At 49.7% G+C, this 18861-nt stretch carries 19 protein-coding genes; 8 read left to right on the top strand and 11 right to left on the bottom strand.

Features of this window, described 5'->3' with window-relative positions; translation table 11 throughout:
• Positions 1-96 precede the first annotated feature (96 nt).
• Positions 97-1200 (bottom strand): tRNA nucleotidyltransferase, encoded by a 1104-nt coding sequence (locus AT705_RS08340; RefSeq protein ID WP_058796240.1) that lies wholly within the window; start codon positions 1198-1200, stop codon positions 97-99.
• Positions 1201-1292: 92 nt separating this feature from the next.
• Between AT705_RS08340 and AT705_RS08335 the strand changes: the two genes are divergently transcribed.
• Positions 1293-2207: an ExeA family protein gene (locus tag AT705_RS08335; RefSeq protein WP_058796239.1), complete on the top strand. Its 915-nt coding sequence runs from the start codon at positions 1293-1295 to the stop codon at positions 2205-2207.
• 9 nt (positions 2208-2216) lie between these two features.
• The gene (locus AT705_RS08330) at positions 2217-3320 is read left to right on the top strand and encodes a general secretion pathway protein GspB (RefSeq protein ID WP_058796238.1); all 1104 of its coding nucleotides are present in this window, start codon (positions 2217-2219) and stop codon (positions 3318-3320) included.
• A 7-nt stretch (positions 3321-3327) separates the two neighbouring features.
• Here the strand turns inward: AT705_RS08330 and AT705_RS08325 are convergent, their stop codons facing one another.
• Positions 3328-4530 carry an HD-GYP domain-containing protein gene (locus AT705_RS08325; protein ID WP_082668951.1) on the bottom strand — a complete coding sequence of 401 codons (1203 nt, stop codon included), beginning with the start codon at positions 4528-4530 and terminating at the stop codon, positions 3328-3330.
• Positions 4531-4700: 170 nt separating this feature from the next.
• On the opposite strand from AT705_RS08325, the gene AT705_RS08320 reads away from it, so the two are divergent.
• Positions 4701-6026, top strand: a complete 1326-nt coding sequence (locus AT705_RS08320; protein WP_058796237.1) for an amidohydrolase — start codon at positions 4701-4703, stop codon at positions 6024-6026.
• Here the strand turns inward: AT705_RS08320 and rluA are convergent.
• The gene (gene rluA / locus AT705_RS08315) at positions 6004-6657 is read right to left on the bottom strand and encodes a bifunctional tRNA pseudouridine(32) synthase/23S rRNA pseudouridine(746) synthase RluA (protein WP_208856779.1); all 654 of its coding nucleotides are present in this window, start codon (positions 6655-6657) and stop codon (positions 6004-6006) included. The genes AT705_RS08320 and rluA overlap by 23 nt on opposite strands.
• A gap of 150 nt (positions 6658-6807) precedes the next feature.
• On the opposite strand from rluA, the gene AT705_RS08310 reads away from it, so the two are divergent.
• The gene (locus AT705_RS08310; RefSeq protein WP_058796235.1) at positions 6808-7398 is read left to right on the top strand and encodes an alpha-ketoglutarate-dependent dioxygenase AlkB; all 591 of its coding nucleotides are present in this window, start codon (positions 6808-6810) and stop codon (positions 7396-7398) included.
• Between the two features lie 13 nt (positions 7399-7411).
• Positions 7412-8122: a nitrilase-related carbon-nitrogen hydrolase gene (locus AT705_RS08305; protein WP_058796234.1), complete on the top strand. Its 711-nt coding sequence runs from the start codon at positions 7412-7414 to the stop codon at positions 8120-8122.
• Between the two features lie 21 nt (positions 8123-8143).
• Here the strand turns inward: AT705_RS08305 and AT705_RS08300 are convergent, their stop codons facing one another.
• The gene (locus AT705_RS08300; RefSeq protein WP_058796233.1) at positions 8144-9043 is read right to left on the bottom strand and encodes a LysR family transcriptional regulator; all 900 of its coding nucleotides are present in this window, start codon (positions 9041-9043) and stop codon (positions 8144-8146) included.
• Between the two features lie 188 nt (positions 9044-9231).
• On the opposite strand from AT705_RS08300, the gene AT705_RS08295 reads away from it, so the two are divergent.
• Genes AT705_RS08295 through AT705_RS08285 form a run of 3 tightly spaced genes read left to right on the top strand, consistent with a single transcriptional unit; the run spans position 9232 to position 10429 of the window.
• A complete protein-coding gene (locus tag AT705_RS08295; RefSeq protein WP_058797939.1) occupies positions 9232-9840 on the top strand; it encodes a glutathione S-transferase family protein in 609 nt (202 codons plus the stop codon).
• A complete protein-coding gene (locus tag AT705_RS08290) occupies positions 9840-10223 on the top strand; it encodes a nuclear transport factor 2 family protein (protein WP_058796232.1) in 384 nt (127 codons plus the stop codon). The genes AT705_RS08295 and AT705_RS08290 overlap by 1 nt, the downstream gene beginning before the upstream one ends.
• A gap of 2 nt (positions 10224-10225) precedes the next feature.
• Positions 10226-10429 (top strand): tautomerase family protein, encoded by a 204-nt coding sequence (locus AT705_RS08285; protein ID WP_058796231.1) that lies wholly within the window; start codon positions 10226-10228, stop codon positions 10427-10429.
• A gap of 3 nt (positions 10430-10432) precedes the next feature.
• On the opposite strand, the gene AT705_RS08280 is transcribed toward AT705_RS08285, so the two are convergent.
• The 7 genes from AT705_RS08280 to AT705_RS08250 all read right to left on the bottom strand — a co-directional run bounded on the left by AT705_RS08280 (position 10433) and on the right by AT705_RS08250 (position 18699).
• Positions 10433-10699 (bottom strand): winged helix-turn-helix transcriptional regulator, encoded by a 267-nt coding sequence (locus tag AT705_RS08280; RefSeq protein ID WP_237113802.1) that lies wholly within the window; start codon positions 10697-10699, stop codon positions 10433-10435.
• A 140-nt stretch (positions 10700-10839) separates the two neighbouring features.
• Positions 10840-12537, bottom strand: a complete 1698-nt coding sequence (locus tag AT705_RS08275; RefSeq protein ID WP_058796230.1) for a HEAT repeat domain-containing protein — start codon at positions 12535-12537, stop codon at positions 10840-10842.
• Positions 12534-14411, bottom strand: coding sequence for a hypothetical protein (locus tag AT705_RS08270; RefSeq protein ID WP_058796229.1), 1878 nt, complete (start codon positions 14409-14411; stop codon positions 12534-12536). Before AT705_RS08270 ends, AT705_RS08275 begins: the two co-directional genes overlap by 4 nt.
• A gap of 139 nt (positions 14412-14550) precedes the next feature.
• Positions 14551-14871: a hypothetical protein gene (locus tag AT705_RS08265; protein ID WP_058796228.1), complete on the bottom strand. Its 321-nt coding sequence runs from the start codon at positions 14869-14871 to the stop codon at positions 14551-14553.
• Positions 14872-15161: 290 nt separating this feature from the next.
• Positions 15162-16505 (bottom strand): cell envelope integrity protein CreD, encoded by a 1344-nt coding sequence (gene creD, locus AT705_RS08260; RefSeq protein ID WP_058796227.1) that lies wholly within the window; start codon positions 16503-16505, stop codon positions 15162-15164.
• A 77-nt stretch (positions 16506-16582) separates the two neighbouring features.
• A complete protein-coding gene (gene creC, locus AT705_RS08255; RefSeq protein WP_082668949.1) occupies positions 16583-18031 on the bottom strand; it encodes a two-component system sensor histidine kinase CreC in 1449 nt (482 codons plus the stop codon).
• Positions 18028-18699 carry a response regulator gene (locus tag AT705_RS08250; protein WP_058796226.1) on the bottom strand — a complete coding sequence of 224 codons (672 nt, stop codon included), beginning with the start codon at positions 18697-18699 and terminating at the stop codon, positions 18028-18030. Before AT705_RS08250 ends, creC begins: the two co-directional genes overlap by 4 nt.
• Between the last annotated feature and the right edge of the window lie 162 nt (positions 18700-18861).

The following is an 18861-nucleotide window of genomic DNA, read 5'->3' as shown; positions in this document are numbered from 1 at the left end:
GAGTTTAGTATTCGGTTACAGTCATAACGATGGCCGGGAGTTATGACTGTACAAAGGGCGCGGAGGGTTAGCTGCCTGCAATAGGTAAGGCTGTTGTCAGTCAAACAAAACTTGTATGGCCTGTACTTTTAACTTGTCCATTTCGGTTTTGATTTGCGGGCCCTTAAAGCCTAATGCAATGACATCCTGTGCTTTTACATTTGCAGCAAGCGAAAGTGCGTGCGCTAGCATATCGCAACGACTGGCCAGCTCATCACTGAACGTTCTGGCGACTTTACAGAGCAAAGTCAGTCGCTGTGGGCGGCGTGATGCGTCCAGCAAGCCGAAAATCTGCATAATGGTCTGGGGTTGCCACTGGGCACCTTGTAATACAGGTAATACTGCCTGCAGGTCGCGCAGAGCCTCACAATAGGCTTTGGGGACTTTAAAGTCCTGCTCCAGATTGTAACCGTCCAGTTGTGCCTGACATTGCCATAAGGCAAAACTCATCAGCAGGAAGTCATTATCTTGTGGATTAAGCTGAGCAAGGTGGGCTTTGAGGCTTTGGCTGTCGGCACTTGTCCACTCGTCCAGCCATGGTATTACCAGGGGGAGTGCGCTGAGGCTGGCCAGTACGTCAGAAAAAATGTTAATGGCACCGTCTTTGAGTGATTTTTCAATTTCCTGCCACACCCGCTCTTTGGTGAGTGTCGCCAGTTCACCATCATTCACCATGCGCTGCATCAGGGCCTGTGTTTCTGGGGCAATGGTAAAGCCAAGGTGATGGTAGCGGGCGGCGAAGCGGGCAACCCGTAATACCCGCAACGGATCCTCTCCAAATGCATCGCTGACATGGCGCAGCACCCGAGCATTCAGGTCTTGCTGGCCTTGGTACGGGTCGATCAGACTGCCGTCCTGATCCTGGGCAATGGCATTGACCGTGAGGTCGCGACGCATTAAATCTTCTTCAAGCGTAATGTTGGGCGCGAAATCACAGATAAACCCGGTATAGCCCTGACCTTGCTTTCGTTCAGTTCGGGCGAGTGCGTGTTCATCTTTACTTTCAGGGTGTAAAAACACCGGGAAATCCTTGCCAACCTGCTGATAACCAAGCGCTTCCATTTGCTCGGGTGTGCTGCCAACGACCACGTAATCGCGTTCCAGAATAGGGCGTCCGAGGAGTTCATCGCGCACTGCGCCGCCGACCAGGTAAATTTTCATGGTAAATTCCGTATTGAAAATGCAAACAAGGTTTTCACTTGTGCTGTTTTTTTGCCATTATAGGCCCCATTCTAACAAGAAAGAGACGAGCCGTGTATTTACGTTATTTTGGTCTGACCGAAAAGCCGTTTTCGATAGCACCAAACCCGGAGTTTTTGTTCTTAAGCGAACGCCATAAGGAAGCGCTTGCTCATCTGACTTATGGCCTGGGTGATGCCGGTGGCTTTGTGCTGCTGACCGGTGAAGTTGGCACAGGTAAAACAACCGTAACCCGCAGCATGCTGGCGCAATTGCCTGATTCCACGCAGGTGGCATTTATTCTGAATCCGGCGTTGTCGGAAATGGAATTGCTGGCAAGTATCTGTGACGAGCTGAATATTGACTATGACGCGGATAATGCCACCCTCAAATCTCTCACCGATGTGATTAAGGCGCGGTTGCTGGATAACCATCATCAGGGTGGTCACACCATGCTGATCATTGATGAAGCGCAACACCTGGCTGCTGAAGTGCTAGAGCAGTTGCGATTACTTACTAATCTGGAGACCGACCATAAAAAACTGTTACAGATTGTGCTGGTGGGCCAGCCGGAATTACAGCAGCTGCTGAAGCGCAATGAATTGCGTCAGCTGGCACAACGGATTACGGCACGCTATCACTTATTACCGCTGACGGAATCTCAGGTCTTTGCTTACGTGAAGCACCGCCTTAATAAGGCAGGCTGTCAGACCAGCCTGTTTGAGCCTCAGGCCATTGCTTACATGCATCAGGTTACTGCCGGGATCCCAAGGCTAATTAACTTACTGGCAGACCGCTGTTTACTAGGAGCGTATTCCGCACAACAGCAGCTGGTCACCAAAGCGATTGCAGTGCAGGCTGCCAAAGAGGCCCTGCCGTTGGATCTGGTGCCACAGTCCAGTAAGAAGCCGGTGAATATGCCGGTGCTGGTATCTGGTTGGGTAGCTGCCATGTTTATTTGTGGCATCGGTCTTTCTTATATTTTTTAGTGGTGTGATATGTCGTACCTAATCAATGCATTAAAACAATCTCAACAAATCGACTCTGAGCAGGATTATCAACAATCACGTCATGAGCAACAGGTCCGTTTTTATCGCCGTTTAAGCCTTACTTTGGGTGGGGCGCTGATCAGTGTGTGCTCGCTAAGTGCCGGTTACTTTGTGGGAGAAGCGGTTCAGAGTGTTCCCCAAACTGAAGTGCTGGCAAGTACCGCAGATGAAGGTGATGAAGCAAGTGTGGCGGCTGAGGATAAGCAAGCCAATCCGCAAAGCAGTCTATCGCCTCAAACAACACAAACTCAGGCGGCAGTGCCTGTGATGGCACCTGCGCCAGTGACTCAGGTGCCAGTTAGCAACCAGGTTGTCGTGCAGCCCGGACAAATTATCAGTCAGCCGGTCAATCAGACTACTAACCCTGTGATGCACAGCGCGCAGCGTCAGATCCATTATCAGTGGATGTCTGTTCAGGTAGGCTTCGATTCTCAGGGACAGCCGGTGTATTCACAGCAGTTGGTGCCCGTTTCAGCCAATGGCCAGATTGTACAGCAGTCTGTCGGGAATCAGTATGCGGCGACACAACAGGCTTATCAGCCCAACAATGCTGCGATGTTCACGGCCAATCAGGGGCAACCATTACAACAACCGCTGGAAGATCTGAGTGGCTATCGGGTGCTTGGGGTCCCCCTGGAGCAAGCCCGTGCGAACGCGGCCCGCCAAGAAGCGGAGCGTCAGGAAGCTCAGGCACTGGCTGGTGTACCGGATGAGCTAAAAAAAGCGTTTGAACAGGCTGTAGAAGACACTGCTCCGCAGTCTGAGCAGGTTGCCTCTGAGGTGTTATCCAGCACCAGAGGGTCGGCACGTGCGACGCCGGTTGAGTTGTTGCCTGTGCAGCTACAAAATAGTTTGCCAAGGTTACGTTATCAGGCACATATTTATGCCACTGATGCTGAAAAGCGCTGGATCAAGCTTAATAATCGTGAGTTATATGAAGGAGATAACATGGGAGCGCTGCAACTGGTGGAGATCACACCGGAGCAGGCCATGTTCGATTTTGATGGCATAGAGTTTACGCTGCAGGCCATGCAGGATTGGCCCGCAGAGTAGTTGTTACTCAGGGCATCATGGTGTGGCGGAAAAATCGGATCAGGTCAATGCTGAACTCTTCCGGTTTTATCGCCGCTTCCAGTTCATCAGTCACCCGCTTATCAGCCAAGTCTATGTCTTTTACTTCGGTATAAAGCATGTTTTTGGCATGATAAAACACTTTCACCACAGGCTTGAGCGGCTCTTGCGGATTGCTTGAGGCAACAATGCCAATGCGTTCACTTTTCAGCTTCACCAGGGTGCCGACCGGGTATACGCCAATACAATTGATAAAGTGCGCCAGCAGATCGGCGTCATAATGTTTGGGGGTGCCGTCTTTTAAAATACGAAAGGCACGGATCGGTGTCAGGCCTACCTTATACACGCGTTCTGCTGTTAAGGCATCGTATACGTCAACAATGGCAGCCATGCGCACATACTGAGAAAGTGCATCGGCTTTTTTGCCATAGGGGTAGCCACTGCCGTCCAGTCGCTCATGATGAAAGCCTCCAATTTCAGTGGCTATCTGACCTAAGCCACTTTCCCCGACAATTTCATAACTGTATCTGGCATGCTCCATCATTAAGCGGTACTCATCGTCACTGAGTTTTCCGGGTTTGTTGAGGATCTGGCTGGATATTTTAATTTTGCCGATATCATGTAATAAGGCACCGGTGGCCAGCTGCTCTATGATGTCACGCTCCAGGCCCAGGTGTTTGGCAAAAATACTCATTAAAATGGACACATTCAGTGAATGCTCCAGTAAATAGCTGTCTTTTTCACGGATCCGGGCAATACAGGCTAGGGCATCTTGATTACGAAATATGGAGTCAATAAAGCCAGACGCGGTTTGTTTAAACTCGTCAACGGCGATGGCTTTACCTGCTTTGAAATCTGCAAAGGCTTTTTCCTGCAACCCTTTTGCTTCTTCGTATAAAGTGGTGGCCAGATCCAGCTCGGCCTCGACACTGGTGGTTTTGTGCCAGGGATCGTGCACGGTGACGTCTTCTTCATGTGGGCATTCATCCGACCGTGCTTGCTTTTGCTGCTTGGTCTGTAGGGTTTTGTCTGGATCGATTTCCACTTCCAGCACGCCAGCTTTTTGCAGTGCACCAATTGCCCCTTTGGTGCGTACCCAGCCCTGGCTTTTGACTCGCACATTGCCCGCTTGCTGGGTGACACCAACAACAAACATGCCTGGTTTTAAGTCGTTGATAGTAATCGTTTTCACGGCCGTATTGAGATGGTTGTTCAGAATTTAAGCTTAGCAAAGGTTAGGCATAAATAAAGGCCGGATCGGGTGGTTTATTAACCTCACACAGAGTCTGATAACGCAAAGTGGTTGCAATTCGTGCGATTTCTTCGCAAGCTGATAAATCCAAAAAAACAGTAAGAATAACAATGATGAAAACACTACTATCTGCATTATCGCTGGCGCTGGCGAGTCACAGCGCAGGAGCGTATCAACTGAACACTGAAGTCGCCCGGGCGTTGCCTGAGCTTGAAGCGCTATATTTGCATTTGCATCAGAATCCTGAACTGTCTTATCAGGAATCGCAAACCGCCAAACGCCTTGCTAAAGAGCTAAAACAGTTGGGTTTTGAGGTGACCGAAAACATTGGCGGACATGGCGTTGTGGCCCTGCTGCGCAATGGCGAGGGACCCACTGTGATGATCCGTGCTGATACCGATGGTCTGCCCATCGTAGAGCAAACCGGCAAGTCTTATGCTTCAAAAGTGAGAGTAAAAGATGCCAGTAATAATGAGGTGGGTGTGATGCACGGGTGTGGTCATGATATTCACATGACCAGCTTTATCGGTACAGCACAGCAACTGGCTAATAACCGTGATCAATGGCAGGGGACCTTGATGATGGTGGCGCAACCGGCAGAAGAAGTAGGGGCAGGGGCAAAAGCCATGCTTAAAGAAGGTTTGTTTAGCCGTTTTGCGAAGCCTGATCATGTACTTGGCCTGCATGTGAGTGCCTCATTACCAGCGGGTCAGGTGGCCATTGCGCCAGGCTATGCACTGGCCAATGTCGACTCGGTTGACATTACTGTGCGCGGTAAAGGCGGGCATGGTGCTTATCCGCACACCACAATCGACCCGGTGGTATTGGCATCGCGTATCGTGCTGGCAGCGCAAACCATTACCAGTCGGGAGATATCACCTTTAAAGCCTTCGGTGATTACGGTGGGTTCGATCCATGGTGGCTCTAAACACAACATCATCTCTAACGAAGTGAAGCTTCAGCTGACTTTACGCTCTTATGATCCGGCGGTGCGCGAGCAACAAATTGCCGCGCTGGAACGCATGACGAAGGGCGTAGCGCAAAGTGCTGGCTTACCCCCTGAGCTTGCCCCTATCGTGTATGTGCATGAAGAAGAGAGCATTCCGTCAACCTATAACACACCTGAACTGGCAGTACGGGTGGAACAAAGCATTCGTAAGGAACTGGGTGATGCGCAAGTCGTCAAAGCAGAGCCTGTGATGGCGGGGGAAGATTTTGGTCTGTACGGTCGTACACCGGAAAACATACCGGCAACGATATTCTGGCTGGGCGGTGTGGAGCCCGAAGCTTACCGACAGGCCCAATTCTCAGGCGAGTCTTTGCCGTCTTTGCATTCCAGCAAGTTTGCACCGGACTACCCGTTGACCATTAAAACCGGCGTGCGTGCCATGACAGCCAGTGCGCTGGATTTGTTTAAAACGGCACCGGGGCAATAAAGGTCATCATGTCTTCACTGTCGGGGTGACGGATCTGGAGCATTTCGGCATGAAGCTGAAGCCTTGGGGCCGCAGCAAGTGCCTCGCCCTGAGCGTAGAGGCGATCGCCTAAAATTGGATGGCCCAGCGAGAGCATGTGTACACGCAGCTGATGCGAGCGCCCGGTGATAGGTGTTAGCTTAACCCGGGTGGCGTGTGCTTCGTGCGTCAGCACCTCAAAATGTGTCAATGAGGGCTTGCCTGTTTCATGACAAACCATTTGTTTCGGGCGGTTCGGCCAATCACAGATCAGTGGTAGATCCACTGAACCACTGGTTTGTTGCAGGTGGCCATGCACCCTCGCAATATAGCGCTTGGCAGTGAGGCGGTCCTGAAATTGAATGCTGAGAAAGCGATGTGCGGCTTTGTTCATTGCCAGGCATAGTACCCCGGATGTAGCCATATCCAAACGATGCACAATTTTCGCATTGGGGTAGACAAGGTTAACCCGGCTGATCACACTGTCCCAGTGTTTCGGATCTTTCCCTGGCACGCTCAGCAGGCCACTGGGTTTATTCAATACCAGCATATGCTCGTCCTGATGGAGAATATCAAGATAAGGATTGGTAGGGGGAGCGTAATTCACTAACACGGATAACCTGCGACTGGCATTTATTTCAAGGGCCGACATTTTACCTAGCGTGCGTGCAAAAGGCCAATCACAAAAGATGTAATCCTCTGTTATTGACAGCGCAGGCAGGATCAGTGAAAGTCTACACAGAAACACCAAAAGGAACGCGCCATGACGCTGTCATTACAATGTGACTCGAGCTATGACCCCAACTTTTTAACTGACGCACAAAGCCAGGCTTTGTTTCAGTGGCTGACAGAGCACTTTGACCTGTCACAGCCTGAAACCATTACCATGGGGGATGGGTCAGAATCCGAAATTTTACCATGGAAAGTCAATCTGTTAGAGCCCGAACTTGCCCAATCTGGGCAATTTGGTTGGTTCCATGGCAGACAACAACCCTGGTTTCCGTTAATCGAGCAGATCCATCAGCGTCTGACAGCGCTGACCGGGTTAGTTTTTCCTGTGTGTGTGTGCCTGTATTATCCAGATGGAGAAGAGTGGATGGATTTTCACTGTGATTTGCCAGCGTTTGGCTCCACCAATGTCATTCCCTCTTTGAGCATAGGCGCAAAACGTACCTTCCTGATACGCAATACACAAGATCATCAGGAAGTGCACTCGCTTGAGCTGGCAAATGGCTCCCTGTTTGTCATGGGTGAGGGCTTTCAGTCACGCTACCAACATGCAGTACCGCGGGCATCAGAAGGGGCCGGTCCCCGTTTTAATCTGACGTTTCGCCAGTTTGACCAAATTTTATAAGTAAGGAAGTGTGATGAAAGTGGGCTTTTTTCAGTTCGACGTGGCATTTGCCGAGCCTGAACAAAACCGTGACGCCATCAAGCAGGCGCTGATGATGTCTCATGAATTTGATCTCTTGTTGCTCCCTGAGTTGTGCACCACGGGGAGCATATTCTTCGATCGTCAGCAAGTGAGTGAGCTGGCAGAAGATTTGTATCAGGGGGCATCTTCAATGTTATTGCAAACCGTGGCGCAGGAAAAGTCGGCCTGCATTGTTGCCGGCCTGGCTGAGTGCCACGAAGATCAGCTCTACAATAGTACACTGCTGACAGGTCCAGACGGTTTACTTGGCATTCACCGCAAAGTACATCTAGCGCAAACGGATCAGTTACGATTTGTGCCAGGTAAGGATTTCTGCGTGTATGAAGTTCAGGGGGTAAAAATCGGTGTTTTATTGTGTTACGACATCTGGTTTGAAGATGGGCTGGAGGCGCTCAAACAACAGGGCGTGCAGATCATTCTTAATCCGTCTAACTTTTGTGGGGAGGACAGCCTGGAAGTTATCAAAAAGGCCGCCAAAGACCATAGTGTCTATGTGATAGCCGCCAATCGCCTGGGTATGGATCATGACTGTAGTACCGGGGTCCGTTTCATTGGCAACAGCCTCATTGTTGACCCCCAAGGGACAGTGCTGGCGCAGGGAGATGAGTCTCAACAATTGCGGATAATCGATATCCCGGTGTGATCCAGGTGAATGGTGCTGTGCTCAAATGACACGCTGGTTGATTGGATACTGGTGTGTAAACCAATGCTGTAAAAACTGGATGCATTGCAACACGCTGGCCGGTACGTGGTGACGGGCTGGGTAGAGAGCAAGTAGGGTGAGTTGCGGTTTCTTACTATCCGGCAGAATACTCACCACTTCTTTGGCTTCAATGGCGTGCCGACAGGCAAATTCCGGCAATATACCTATCCCTAGGCCGGATTTAATGGCTTCCAGCATAAACAGAACATTGTTCGCTTTTAATGTGCCAGTAATTTTGACGCCTTCAGCCAGCGGCCAGATATTTTTTCCTTTAAAATAACGGTATTCAAAGCAGTTATGCTGAGTCAAATCGCGAGGATGAGTAATGTTTGGATGTGTCGCCAGGTATGCTGGACTGGCGCAAATGTGATAGTCAAACCGGGTGATTTCACGGCCGATGTAATTGCTGTCAATGGGCCGGCTGGTGGCCCGCAGACCCAGATCAAACCCTTGCTCAACCAGGTCAATATCCTCATCACCAAGATGAATGTCGAGTTCTATTTTCGGGTAAGCCTGCATAAAGTCTGCAAACATTTTCCCCAAGTCCGTTATCCCCAGCACCATAGGTAAGTTCACTTTTAGCTTCCCCCTGGGGGCCTGCTGTGTTGACTGAACAAAGGTGTCTGCCTCCTCCAGCTTATTGAGAATATCCCTGGCACGTTGCAAATAACCCTCACCGACCTGAGTCAGCTGGATATTGCGGGTGGTGCGATGTAACAAGCGTGCGCCAAGTTGATCTTCAAGACGGCTTATTTCTTTGCTGACCATCGATTTTGATGTGCTGAATTGTTCAGCAACCTGGGTAAAGCTACCCACTTCCGCCAATTTCACGAAGAGCTCAATAGCACGTAGTTTGTTCATATAAATTGTCCTTATTGGCCACGGATTGTATTGACTTAAGCATACATTGTTTCTTATGAGTGAACACTCGGTTTCTTTTGTAGTTATATATCAAACAAAGAGCAGGTCATAGACTAAAGGCATTGAAAATAACCGCAGACGAAGCACACCAAACTCGTCTGTATTATCCGATAAGAAGGACGATGATTATGTACACCCTTTACTACATTCAGGAAGCCTGTTCACTCGCCGTGAACACCGTATTACGTGAACTAGAGCAGGATGTGACGCTTATCCGTGCCGATACCCTCAGTGACTTTTCAACCGTGAATCCTGCCCAACAGGTTCCGGTACTCATTGATGGAGACGAACAACTTGTTGAAGGGGCCGCGATTATGCTGCATCTCACTAGTAAGCATCCCAGCCATTTGTTTCCCACTGAGCAGGGGCCAGCTCGTCGCCGAGCGATTGAGCAATTGTTGTTTGCCAATGCCACTATGCATCCGGCCTATTCCAGGTTGTTTTTTATTGCGCGTGTTATGCAGCATGGCACTGTGCGCCAGCAACTGTTTGAAGCAGCTGCGAAGGGGATCAATCAGCTATGGCTGCAGGTCGAATCTCAGTTGCAATCTCAGCCATTTTTGGGTGGGCAGCACGCGTCAGTTGCCGATATTTTGCTGGCAGTGTATTCGCGCTGGGGGGCTGCATTTGAGGTCGACATCGTGATCCCACCGCGCACTGCACAGATGATTGAAGCAGTAAAGCGCATGCCAGGCTTTGTGGCAGCGCTGCAAGCTGAACAAGCACAGGGGGCATAATGGAACACGCTGAAATGAAAGCGGATCTGAGTCAGGTCCTGGCCATAGTACACAGCTATTTCAAGGGGTTACATGACGGGAGTAGTGAGGCATTACGTCCTCTGTTTCATCCTGACTGCTGGCTCAAAACGCCGGGTTTGAGGCGCAGTCTGGATGAGTGGCTAAAGCTGGTCAGCCATCGCACCTCACCAGCGGACAAAGGCGATGAATTTGCTTACCAGGTGCTGGCGGTTGACTTGCTTGGGCAACAGGCCATGGTCAAGGTGTTATGCCCGTTGTTTGAACATACTTACGTCGACTTTCTGGGCTTGTTGAAAGAACAGGACCAGTGGCGAATAGTCAACAAAATGTATGCGGATTTACCGCACACTCACCAGGAGTAGTTATGCCTTATATTCACATTCGTGTCACCGATGAAGGGGTGACAAATGCACAGAAGCAGTCATTGATCAAAGGCACTACCCAGTTGATGGTCGATGTATTAGGGAAAAGCCCGGAGACTACCTTTGTGGTTATTGATGAAGTCTCGACTGACAACTGGGGCATTGGCTATGAACAGGTTACCGCGATCAGGCAGCGAGAGACTTAACGATCAAGACTGACTGGCTTCATCGTAACGGGCGCGGGCTACGGTAATTTCATCAAGGTGATCGTCGGCCCACGACACCAGTTGCCAGGCCGACGTAGCCTGCCCTCGTCCCAGCTCGGTGAGTTCATACTCAACCTTAACATCTGCATAAACGGTGCGTTTGACATAGCCATCGCGTTCCATATCGCGCAAGGTTTGTGTCAGCATGCGTTGTGATATGCCCTGAACTCTTGATCTTAAGGCATTGAATCGTTCAGGCCCATCAACCAAAGCAAACGGGATTAAGATCGACCACTTATCGACTATTTGTGTGCCACATTGCGGGTTGGCAAGCGCTCATTTTGTTCAAATACCCGGCGAGCAGGAGTGATATCGTATCGCGGTTTGGCTGGGATGATGAACAAAAGGCGCTATTGCGCCTGTTGCTCTTTGCTGTGTAACAGTTTTATGATGGCCTTAAAGTTACGTCGCGAGGTTTCGTTTTGCAGCGCCTGGCGTAACACGGGCTTGATCGCGTCTTTTTGCTGCTGGGTAGCCAATGCATTGATAGCAGCCAAACGAATGGTATCGTCCTTATCATTCACTGCCATATTAAGCACAGTGTCACTGGTTTTGGCACTCATCTGATAATTCCCTAATGCACTGATCAACGCCTTTTTATTGCGCGCTGGAGCGTTAAAAAAGTGCTGTTCCAGATTCTGATAAGCCGCGTCGGTTTGCATCATGCCCAGCGCACGGATGGAGGCTTTCTCAATACGGGCACTGCTGTCAGACAGATGCGCATTGAGCAGCGGCTCATGCTGGGGATCACGACTGTTCCCTAAAGCGGTGATGAGGTTGGCAGTTTTACCCTCGTTTTCGCCCAGCGTGATCTGTTCAGTGATTGCCAGGCTTAACTGCATCGCGGTATCCGATGCACGGCGGTTGTTGAGTAAGGTGCCGAGTGACATATAGAAACTGGACTCGACTTCTGAGTCTAAGGTGCTGAATCCATTTGTCAGCATTTCCAATAGCATATCAGTGGCTTGTTGTGACAATGGTGCACTGCCCTGGGTCAGTGCGCGCAGTGCACGAAACTGAGTGAGTGGTTGCTTCTCAGCCTGTAGCAGCTGGCTGAGTAACTGCTGACTGGTGGCTGAGTCTAGTTGGCCCAGTGCATTGAACAGGCGCATCTGAGCCTTGTCGTTGAGTGTGCCTGAAAGCATCAACGGCGCCAAAGTGCCAATGACAGCGTCGTATTTTTTCAGCAGAATAGACAGCGTATGGGCATCTATCTGAGTGATATCCTGACCGGTGATCAGCTGCTGTAACTCGGCTGCCAGACGCGCCTTTTCTGCTTCGCTGAGCTCGGCTGTGGTGCGTTGCCAGGTAGTCAGATCGGTGCCTAATTCGTACAAGGCACTGTTAAAAGGCTGGCTAAGCTGCGTCAGGGTATAGTTTTGTTGCGAGCCAAATCGCAGATCGGTACCTGACAGGGCCAGGGCCTCCTGACCTTCCCGGTGCACCAAAAAGCAGCTATCTGGGGTGATCAGGTGCGCAGAATCGAGTATGTCGATACGATTAAAGGTCGTCAGCTGAGTGCGGTCAAAGTCGCTGTAATGTCGTTTGACCATTTTTAACTGCTTATCGACCTGTTGGTAAGCGGGTTGATACTGGCCCAGCGTATCGGGCTCTTTACTTACCTCACTAATATCTCTTTGATATTGAAGATAGTAAGCTAACCCTTTTAGCTTGTCCTGAGTCTGCTGGTCGAGCTGACCTGCAAAGTGAAAGTCACTGATCAGGCCTTTGTCGGTGAGTTTAAAGGCAAACGGGTGTTCATAACTAGGCAACGGCATACGTTCTTTGCCCTGAACCGCAACGACCTGATCGGCTTTAATCGCCCACCAGTTGTATTCTTCTCCTTTTTGCGCCGGTTTGAGCGACAGCTTACCTTGTAAATGCACCATAGAGGTTTGCGGGGCACTTTGCAGCTTAATGTAGTCAAAGGAGGTTTGGCTTTGGATGTCAAACTGGTATTGCGGCTGGCAGAATGCACCAGCCATTACCTGCGCGCTTGTCAGCGCCACCCAGGGCGCTGCAAGCAGAGTCAATCGACACGAGGTCATAGTTCGATTTCGTCCTCTTTGGAGTACAAAGTCCAGGATTTGTTATACACGCTTGGTGTCTGGTATAGCCACAGGTCGTAGCGGTGGGTTTTCTTACCACACGGATAAGGGATCCCCCATTTCTTACACCATTTCACGCCAATGGTCTCGGCGTATAAACCAAATTTACCTGAAATCACATCCAGGTCGTTCTTCAGCTCAATACCATAATAAATGTGTGGTGCTTTGTTACCGTTAGAGACCAGGGCAAAGCCCGCATTGGACTCCATGGCAAAAGTATTGTCGATCAAGGTCAAAATCGCCTGGATACCGGCTGAGACTAAGCCAAGATTCACACCACCACGACCAAAGGCGTTAAAGTCAACATGGAACAAGTCGCCCTCGGCATAAAGCTCAGCGTTATACCCTACGGTCAGCTCAAAGCCCAGGCTACCTGTCACGCCTGCTTCAACACTCATAGGCACCGGACCTATGGTAAAGCGCGCCTGCGCCAGAACTTTTTCTTCTTCCCAGGATTTTTCCCATGACTTTTCATACTTGGTGGTGTATTTCTCATCTTCAAACGCAACGTTATTGAAGATGATCATTTCCGATGCATAGCCTGTGTTCTGTCCGCTGATATAAGCACTGCCGTCATATGAAATACTGAATAAGGTGTTTTTAGCATTGAAAAAGTACGCTTCAACGATGCCTTCACCTGCGATCCGGCCACCCGGATCACCAGTTGGAACAATAAACAACTGGCCACTTAAATCAACACCGACACTGAACTTAGACTTGTTGCCATAAGATTTATCAAACTCTTTCTCAAGCTTGATGTTAGCCAGTCCCACTGCGTATTGCGCATCGCGCTTTGCCAGGCTCTGCTCGGTGTCCGTGTTGTCACCGGTAAAGAAGTACAGCGGGATTTCAGTTTCGATCACATTGTTGTCTGTAATGGTTTCGGCATTCTGAGCCAAATCCGTCAGAGTGAAGCGAACCTGTAAAGACTGCTCCTGAGTCGCGTCGTAGCCCTGATAAATCTGAGTGAGCAGCGCGTCATCCAGTGCAATGTCAAAACCAATGTGCTCATCGTGCAAGCCGACTGTGAAATTATGCGTTAGCTGCGCCTCATAAGCGGTGTTTTCGGTATTCCAGAAGTGGGTCGGTTGCCAGTTACCGTCTACTAAAACTTCCACGGTAATCGCGGTGCTGCCCAGATTGCCCCCTTCATAGTCCGCAGTCAGGTAGCCGACCAGGTCAGAATGGTGCTCGCTGGTACCGTCGGTATTATTTGGTACATCCAGGATCAACGCTTGTTGACCAAATTCTGCGTTTAGCAGCTTGTAATCATGGCTTTCTGGTACCCTTACCTGTATGTCAGCGAAAGGAAACTCGCCCTCAGAGAAAGGTGCGTGGTCAACCGATGGGTGGTTGTCTTCTTCAATGTCCTCGGCATGATCATCATGCGGGTCAATCTGTGCGATTAAGTGATAATGACCACCCAGCAGGGTATCCGGAATGGTGATTTCCGTTTCAAAGCTGTGACTGCCTTCAGTGACCTGAATTAACTCCAATGCGCCTACTTTATGGGCTTCTTCGATTTCAGCTTCTTCACCGTCAGAGGTATCTAATTCTGCTGCATGCACCAGGTAGAAGTGCACATCAACGTCGATATCCTTAAAGCCGCTGATGTCTACATCATAAAAGACCTGCACAGCGGTATTGGGTTCCAGTGTTTCTAGTGGACCTGTGGATATCTTGGTAATGGCAATATTGCTTTTGCTCTGTTCAACCGGGATCACGATAGGGAGTTTATCGTCACCCCCAAGATCACACCCGGATAGTGTGGTGAGCATAGCGCTCGCTAAAATGGCACGTGTTAAATGGCGCATTGTATTTCCTAATCTATTCTTACCCAGTGTTTAGTATATAGCAAAAATGTGGAGCAATAATGAGTTTGGACGGGGTTGTTCTATCTGGGTCATCGAGAAGTATGAGGGTGTTTAATTTAAACACCCAGGTTGGCGATTTTTAAAGCATAACGTAGTTGATGCGGCATCGATCGCCAATTTTGTAGGAGCTGTCTGCAGCCTGGATCATAATGGCTTTGCCAGACAAGCGTGCTGCGAGTAAGGTGCTGTAAACCAGTTGTTTATTGTCAGACGTATGAGGCAGGTAAAAACCACCGGGGCAAATACTTGGGTTACTTTTCAAACTAACCCAGACTCCATAAGTATTCGAACCGGACACCCAGGTTCTCATATTGGCTATTTCACCATTGTGATTCGTTACACTGGCTGTTGTGCTCAAGGTTGTCAGGGCAAGTGCTAAGGTTATTGCTTTTTTTAACATGGTTAGTCCTTTTTAGATAAAATGTAAGTGTACCTTTTACATGGTGTCATCAACAGGTGTTTGCTCAATTTTTATCTGCCGTGGAGTAATCCAGCTGCTGTACTTTATGGATCTTTGAGTTTTTACGGGAAAGTCACGTATATTAGTGTTGTTTTTCTTTATTGTTCATGTGCTGGGTTGTTAATTGGCGCTGTGATTGCGCTCTCATGTGTGCGTGCCATCAGATAACTGTGGTGTTAATTGATGGCAAGCCAGTGATGTCGGACTAAACCTGCAACATGCTCTGGTGATTATTGAGCGGGTGAGTTGCTGTGTTGAGCGTGGGGGGGTCCACTAGCAGCCTGCGTTGTGCCATACCAGTTGACGTGTCGGGTCGCCAGCATAACCGCCGCGAGTACCGTAAAGCACAGCAGGCTACCCAGCAGTAGCGCATAATGTTCGGCGCTTAACATGGCGTAGAGCATGGCATACAGGGCACTCAAAGCAATGAGATAAGCAGCACTGAGCTTTGCGCTTTGCAGTATCCCCCAAATGTAGCTGACCAACAGCAGGATGGCTGCCAGTGCTGATAGCGCATAAGCCCAGGCAAAGCCCAGATGCTCGCTCAGAGAAATCAGCAACAGATAAAAGACCGCTAGCGACAGCCCGACAAACCCGTATTGTACCGGGTGGATGGCTTTGGTCTTACTGAGTTCCAGCAGAAAGAAACTCGATATCACTAAAATAATCACCAACAGTGCATAGTTTGTGGCACGATGACTTTTCAGGTAATGGTCAACCGGCTCCACGAGGCGCACGCCCATATTGCGTGCTTCTAACTGTTCGCACTGGTGCTTAAAAATACAACGCGAAAATAGCTCTTTCATATTGGTGGCAAAATAGCTGGTTTGCCAGCTGGCGCTAAAATGGGTGTCAGTGATCTCAGAGTGAACGGGCAGATATTCTCCCTGAAAGCTGGGGTGTGGCCAGTTGGCGTCTAATGATACTTCAGTTCGAGCGCCCAGGGGCGCGATCGACAATGAAGTCATCCCTTGCAAATCTAATTGAATATCAAACGCCAAAGCGTTATCGCGCAATGTTGTGATGGGCAGCGCAATGTGCACGCCTTCTTCTATAGAATTTAATGTGGTGCCGGGGATCAGTGAGTGGGTTTGCCCGTTGAGTGAAATCTGGGTGTTGAGGCCAATGCCCCGGATATCGCTGACGCCTAACACCATGGCGACCCGGGTTGGTGTGAGGTCAGCCAAATCACTTAGCTGTTTGGGATCAAAGTGACCAGTGAGCGCCAAGTCTGCACGATAAAGCTGTGCCTTGTATATGCTGCGGTACTTTTCGAACGTGTCGAGCGATCCCTTTACCATCAATTGCTTGGGGAGAAAGGTACGCTGGTGCTTTATGCGCGTATGTACGCCATCGACTTCTGTGGATACCTCATATTCAGCGTAAATAAAGGGGGCAATCAGAGATTGAGTTCCGCTGGTGCTGCGGGCAATTTCCTGTTGTACAGTGTGTTCAGTGGCGGAGCGCTCGTCGATCAAGTCGGTGATCATGGCGATGGGAATCATCAGCAATAAAATGATTGCGGCGATGATGGCTAATTTGATCCCTGTCTTTTCGGTAATTTGTTGTGTCATAAGTATCTCGGTTAGGCCTGATTTGTCGACAGGTTAACCGAGATAATTGGTGTCAGAATGGGGGATATGTGGAGACTCTATGGAGTTTTAATGGTGAGTGTGGCTTCCACGCCTTGCGCGCGGTTGTTGATGGTCAACTTACCGTGATGCAGTTTGGCAACCCGCTCCACAAAATTGAGACCCAGTCCGGTGCTCTTTGCGCCGTTGGCACGAGGCAGGGAGTAAAATCGCTCACATAATCTGGGCAGCGCATAGTCTGGGATTGCCGGGCCGGTGTTGTAGATGCTGAACGAACATGTGTTGCCGGCAGAGGTGACAGACAGGCTGATATCTCCGTGTGAGGGAACAAAGTCCAGGGCATTTTCCAGCAAATTAAGGAGCGCTTGTTGTAACAGAAAGGGATCGCCATTGACCGTTGATATCCGCGCCTGTGTCGTGGTGAAGGTAACCGATTTTTGCACTACCCGATGGGCCAGGATTTGCTCACACTGGTGAAGCAGAGGTGCAACTGACACAGATTGTCGGGTATTCAACGTGGGCAACTGTTCCAGCCGGGCCAATTCCAGAAGCCTGTCGATCAGCTGCTGCATTCGCTGGGTTTCGCGCTCAATATTGTGTGCAAACTGATGACGTTTATCATCACTCAACGGCATCTGTAGTAGTTCGCTGGCCCCTTTGATCCCAGACAGTGGACTTTTTAATTCATGTGTTAAAGTTTCAACATATTGTTCTATATAAACCTTACCATCGAGTTGATTACGCATTTGTTCTACGGCGTCACTGAGTTGGCGATACTCGTAAAAGACCCTGAATTGGGGTTTATCAGCTTGCTCGCCCTGGCCCATTTTTCTTGCGTAGTTAGCGAGTTTACTCACCGCTGAATTGATCCGCCAGGCGATGAGTGCGCCAATCAGAAGTGCGAGTAAACTTAGCAGAGCGAGCCATTTCACTATACGTTGCTGACTGTGTTCGATAAATGGCTGAACCGAACGGTTTGCTTTGGCAACGGTGAGACTGCCGATGATCTGATCCTGGTAAATCACCGGGGCGGCGACATGCATAACCGTTGACAGGGGGTCGTCTGGGTCGGTGGCACTGGATCGGGCGCCGTATTCTCCGCGCAAAGTCAGGTATACGTCGTTCCATTGCGAAAAGTCAGTACCGACATCTTGCTGCCAGGAATCAGCAACCACAATACCGCGATGATCCGTGAGATAAATGCGATGTGACATAGTGGTCTTTTCAATTCCCCAAATAGCGGCATCGACTTCTCGCTGTCCATATATTTTCATCAGTTCAACCAGACGGCTGTTGCTGGTGGTACCTTGAGCCAGATCTTCTGCCACGACAACGGCGAGCAGGTTGGCCATATCGACCAGGGTTTCTTCGGTTGCCTGACGTATGGTTGGCTTAATCTCTCTGAGCATCGTATTGCTGATCACGTAAGTCGTCAGCAGAACCAATATCAGATAAAGCATGAAAAATCTCAGCCCCAGCGGAATACGTGGCCAGTGTCGTGCTTTCACGTTGAGCCCTCGAAATAGTAGCCAAATCCTCGCTTGGTTTTTAACGACTCTGCACAGTCATAACGCTTCATTTTGACCCGAATGGCTTTGATATGACTGTCGATATTGCGCTCATAACCGCAATCAGCCGGTGCTTGGGTTGCATCCAGTAGCTGGGCTCTGCTCAGAACGCGCGGTGTATGGGTGATAAGTGCATCAAGCAGTTTGAACTCTAATGCTGTCAGCCCAAGTGCCGCCCCTTTGTAGTAATAATCAAAGTTCTTGGCCTGCCACTTGGGTGCTTGTTCCGTCGCTACACTTGTCAGAGGCGGATGTAGTTTTTTGAGTCTGAGTTTGACCCGGGCGAGCATTTCTCTGGGACTAAAGGGTTTGGTGACATAATCGTCCGCACCAATTTCTAAGCCAACCACACGGTCAATTTCATCGCTGCGTGCTGTGAGGAAGATGATCGGAATAGCGGAATACTGACGTAGTTGTTTGCACACGTCAAAGCCGTTTCCATCCGGCAGGCCAACATCCAGGATCAACAGATCGGCAGGGTGTTGCTGTAAGTACTCGCAGCCAGCCCCAGCGGTTGTAAACCAGTGCACGTCGAACCCGTCCATTTCAAGAATGTGGACCAGCGTATCGGCAATGGCGGGCTCGTCTTCAATGATTACTATCGTCATATATAAAATTCAGTTTACTCAGCGCGTCGGGCTAACATATTACCTGTAAAGCGAAATTCGGTAAAACCTGAGAAAGTCATTGCGCATTCAGTTTCGCTTCTATATGATGCGCCGCGCTCACTACAGTGGTGAGCAATACTGCTTTACTATATGGAAATAAAG

Origin of the sequence: Pseudoalteromonas rubra, assembly GCF_001482385.1 — a bacterium.
Classification (GTDB): Bacteria; Pseudomonadota; Gammaproteobacteria; order Enterobacterales; family Alteromonadaceae; genus Pseudoalteromonas; species Pseudoalteromonas ardens.
This window is presented reverse-complemented; position numbering and strand designations above follow the sequence as displayed.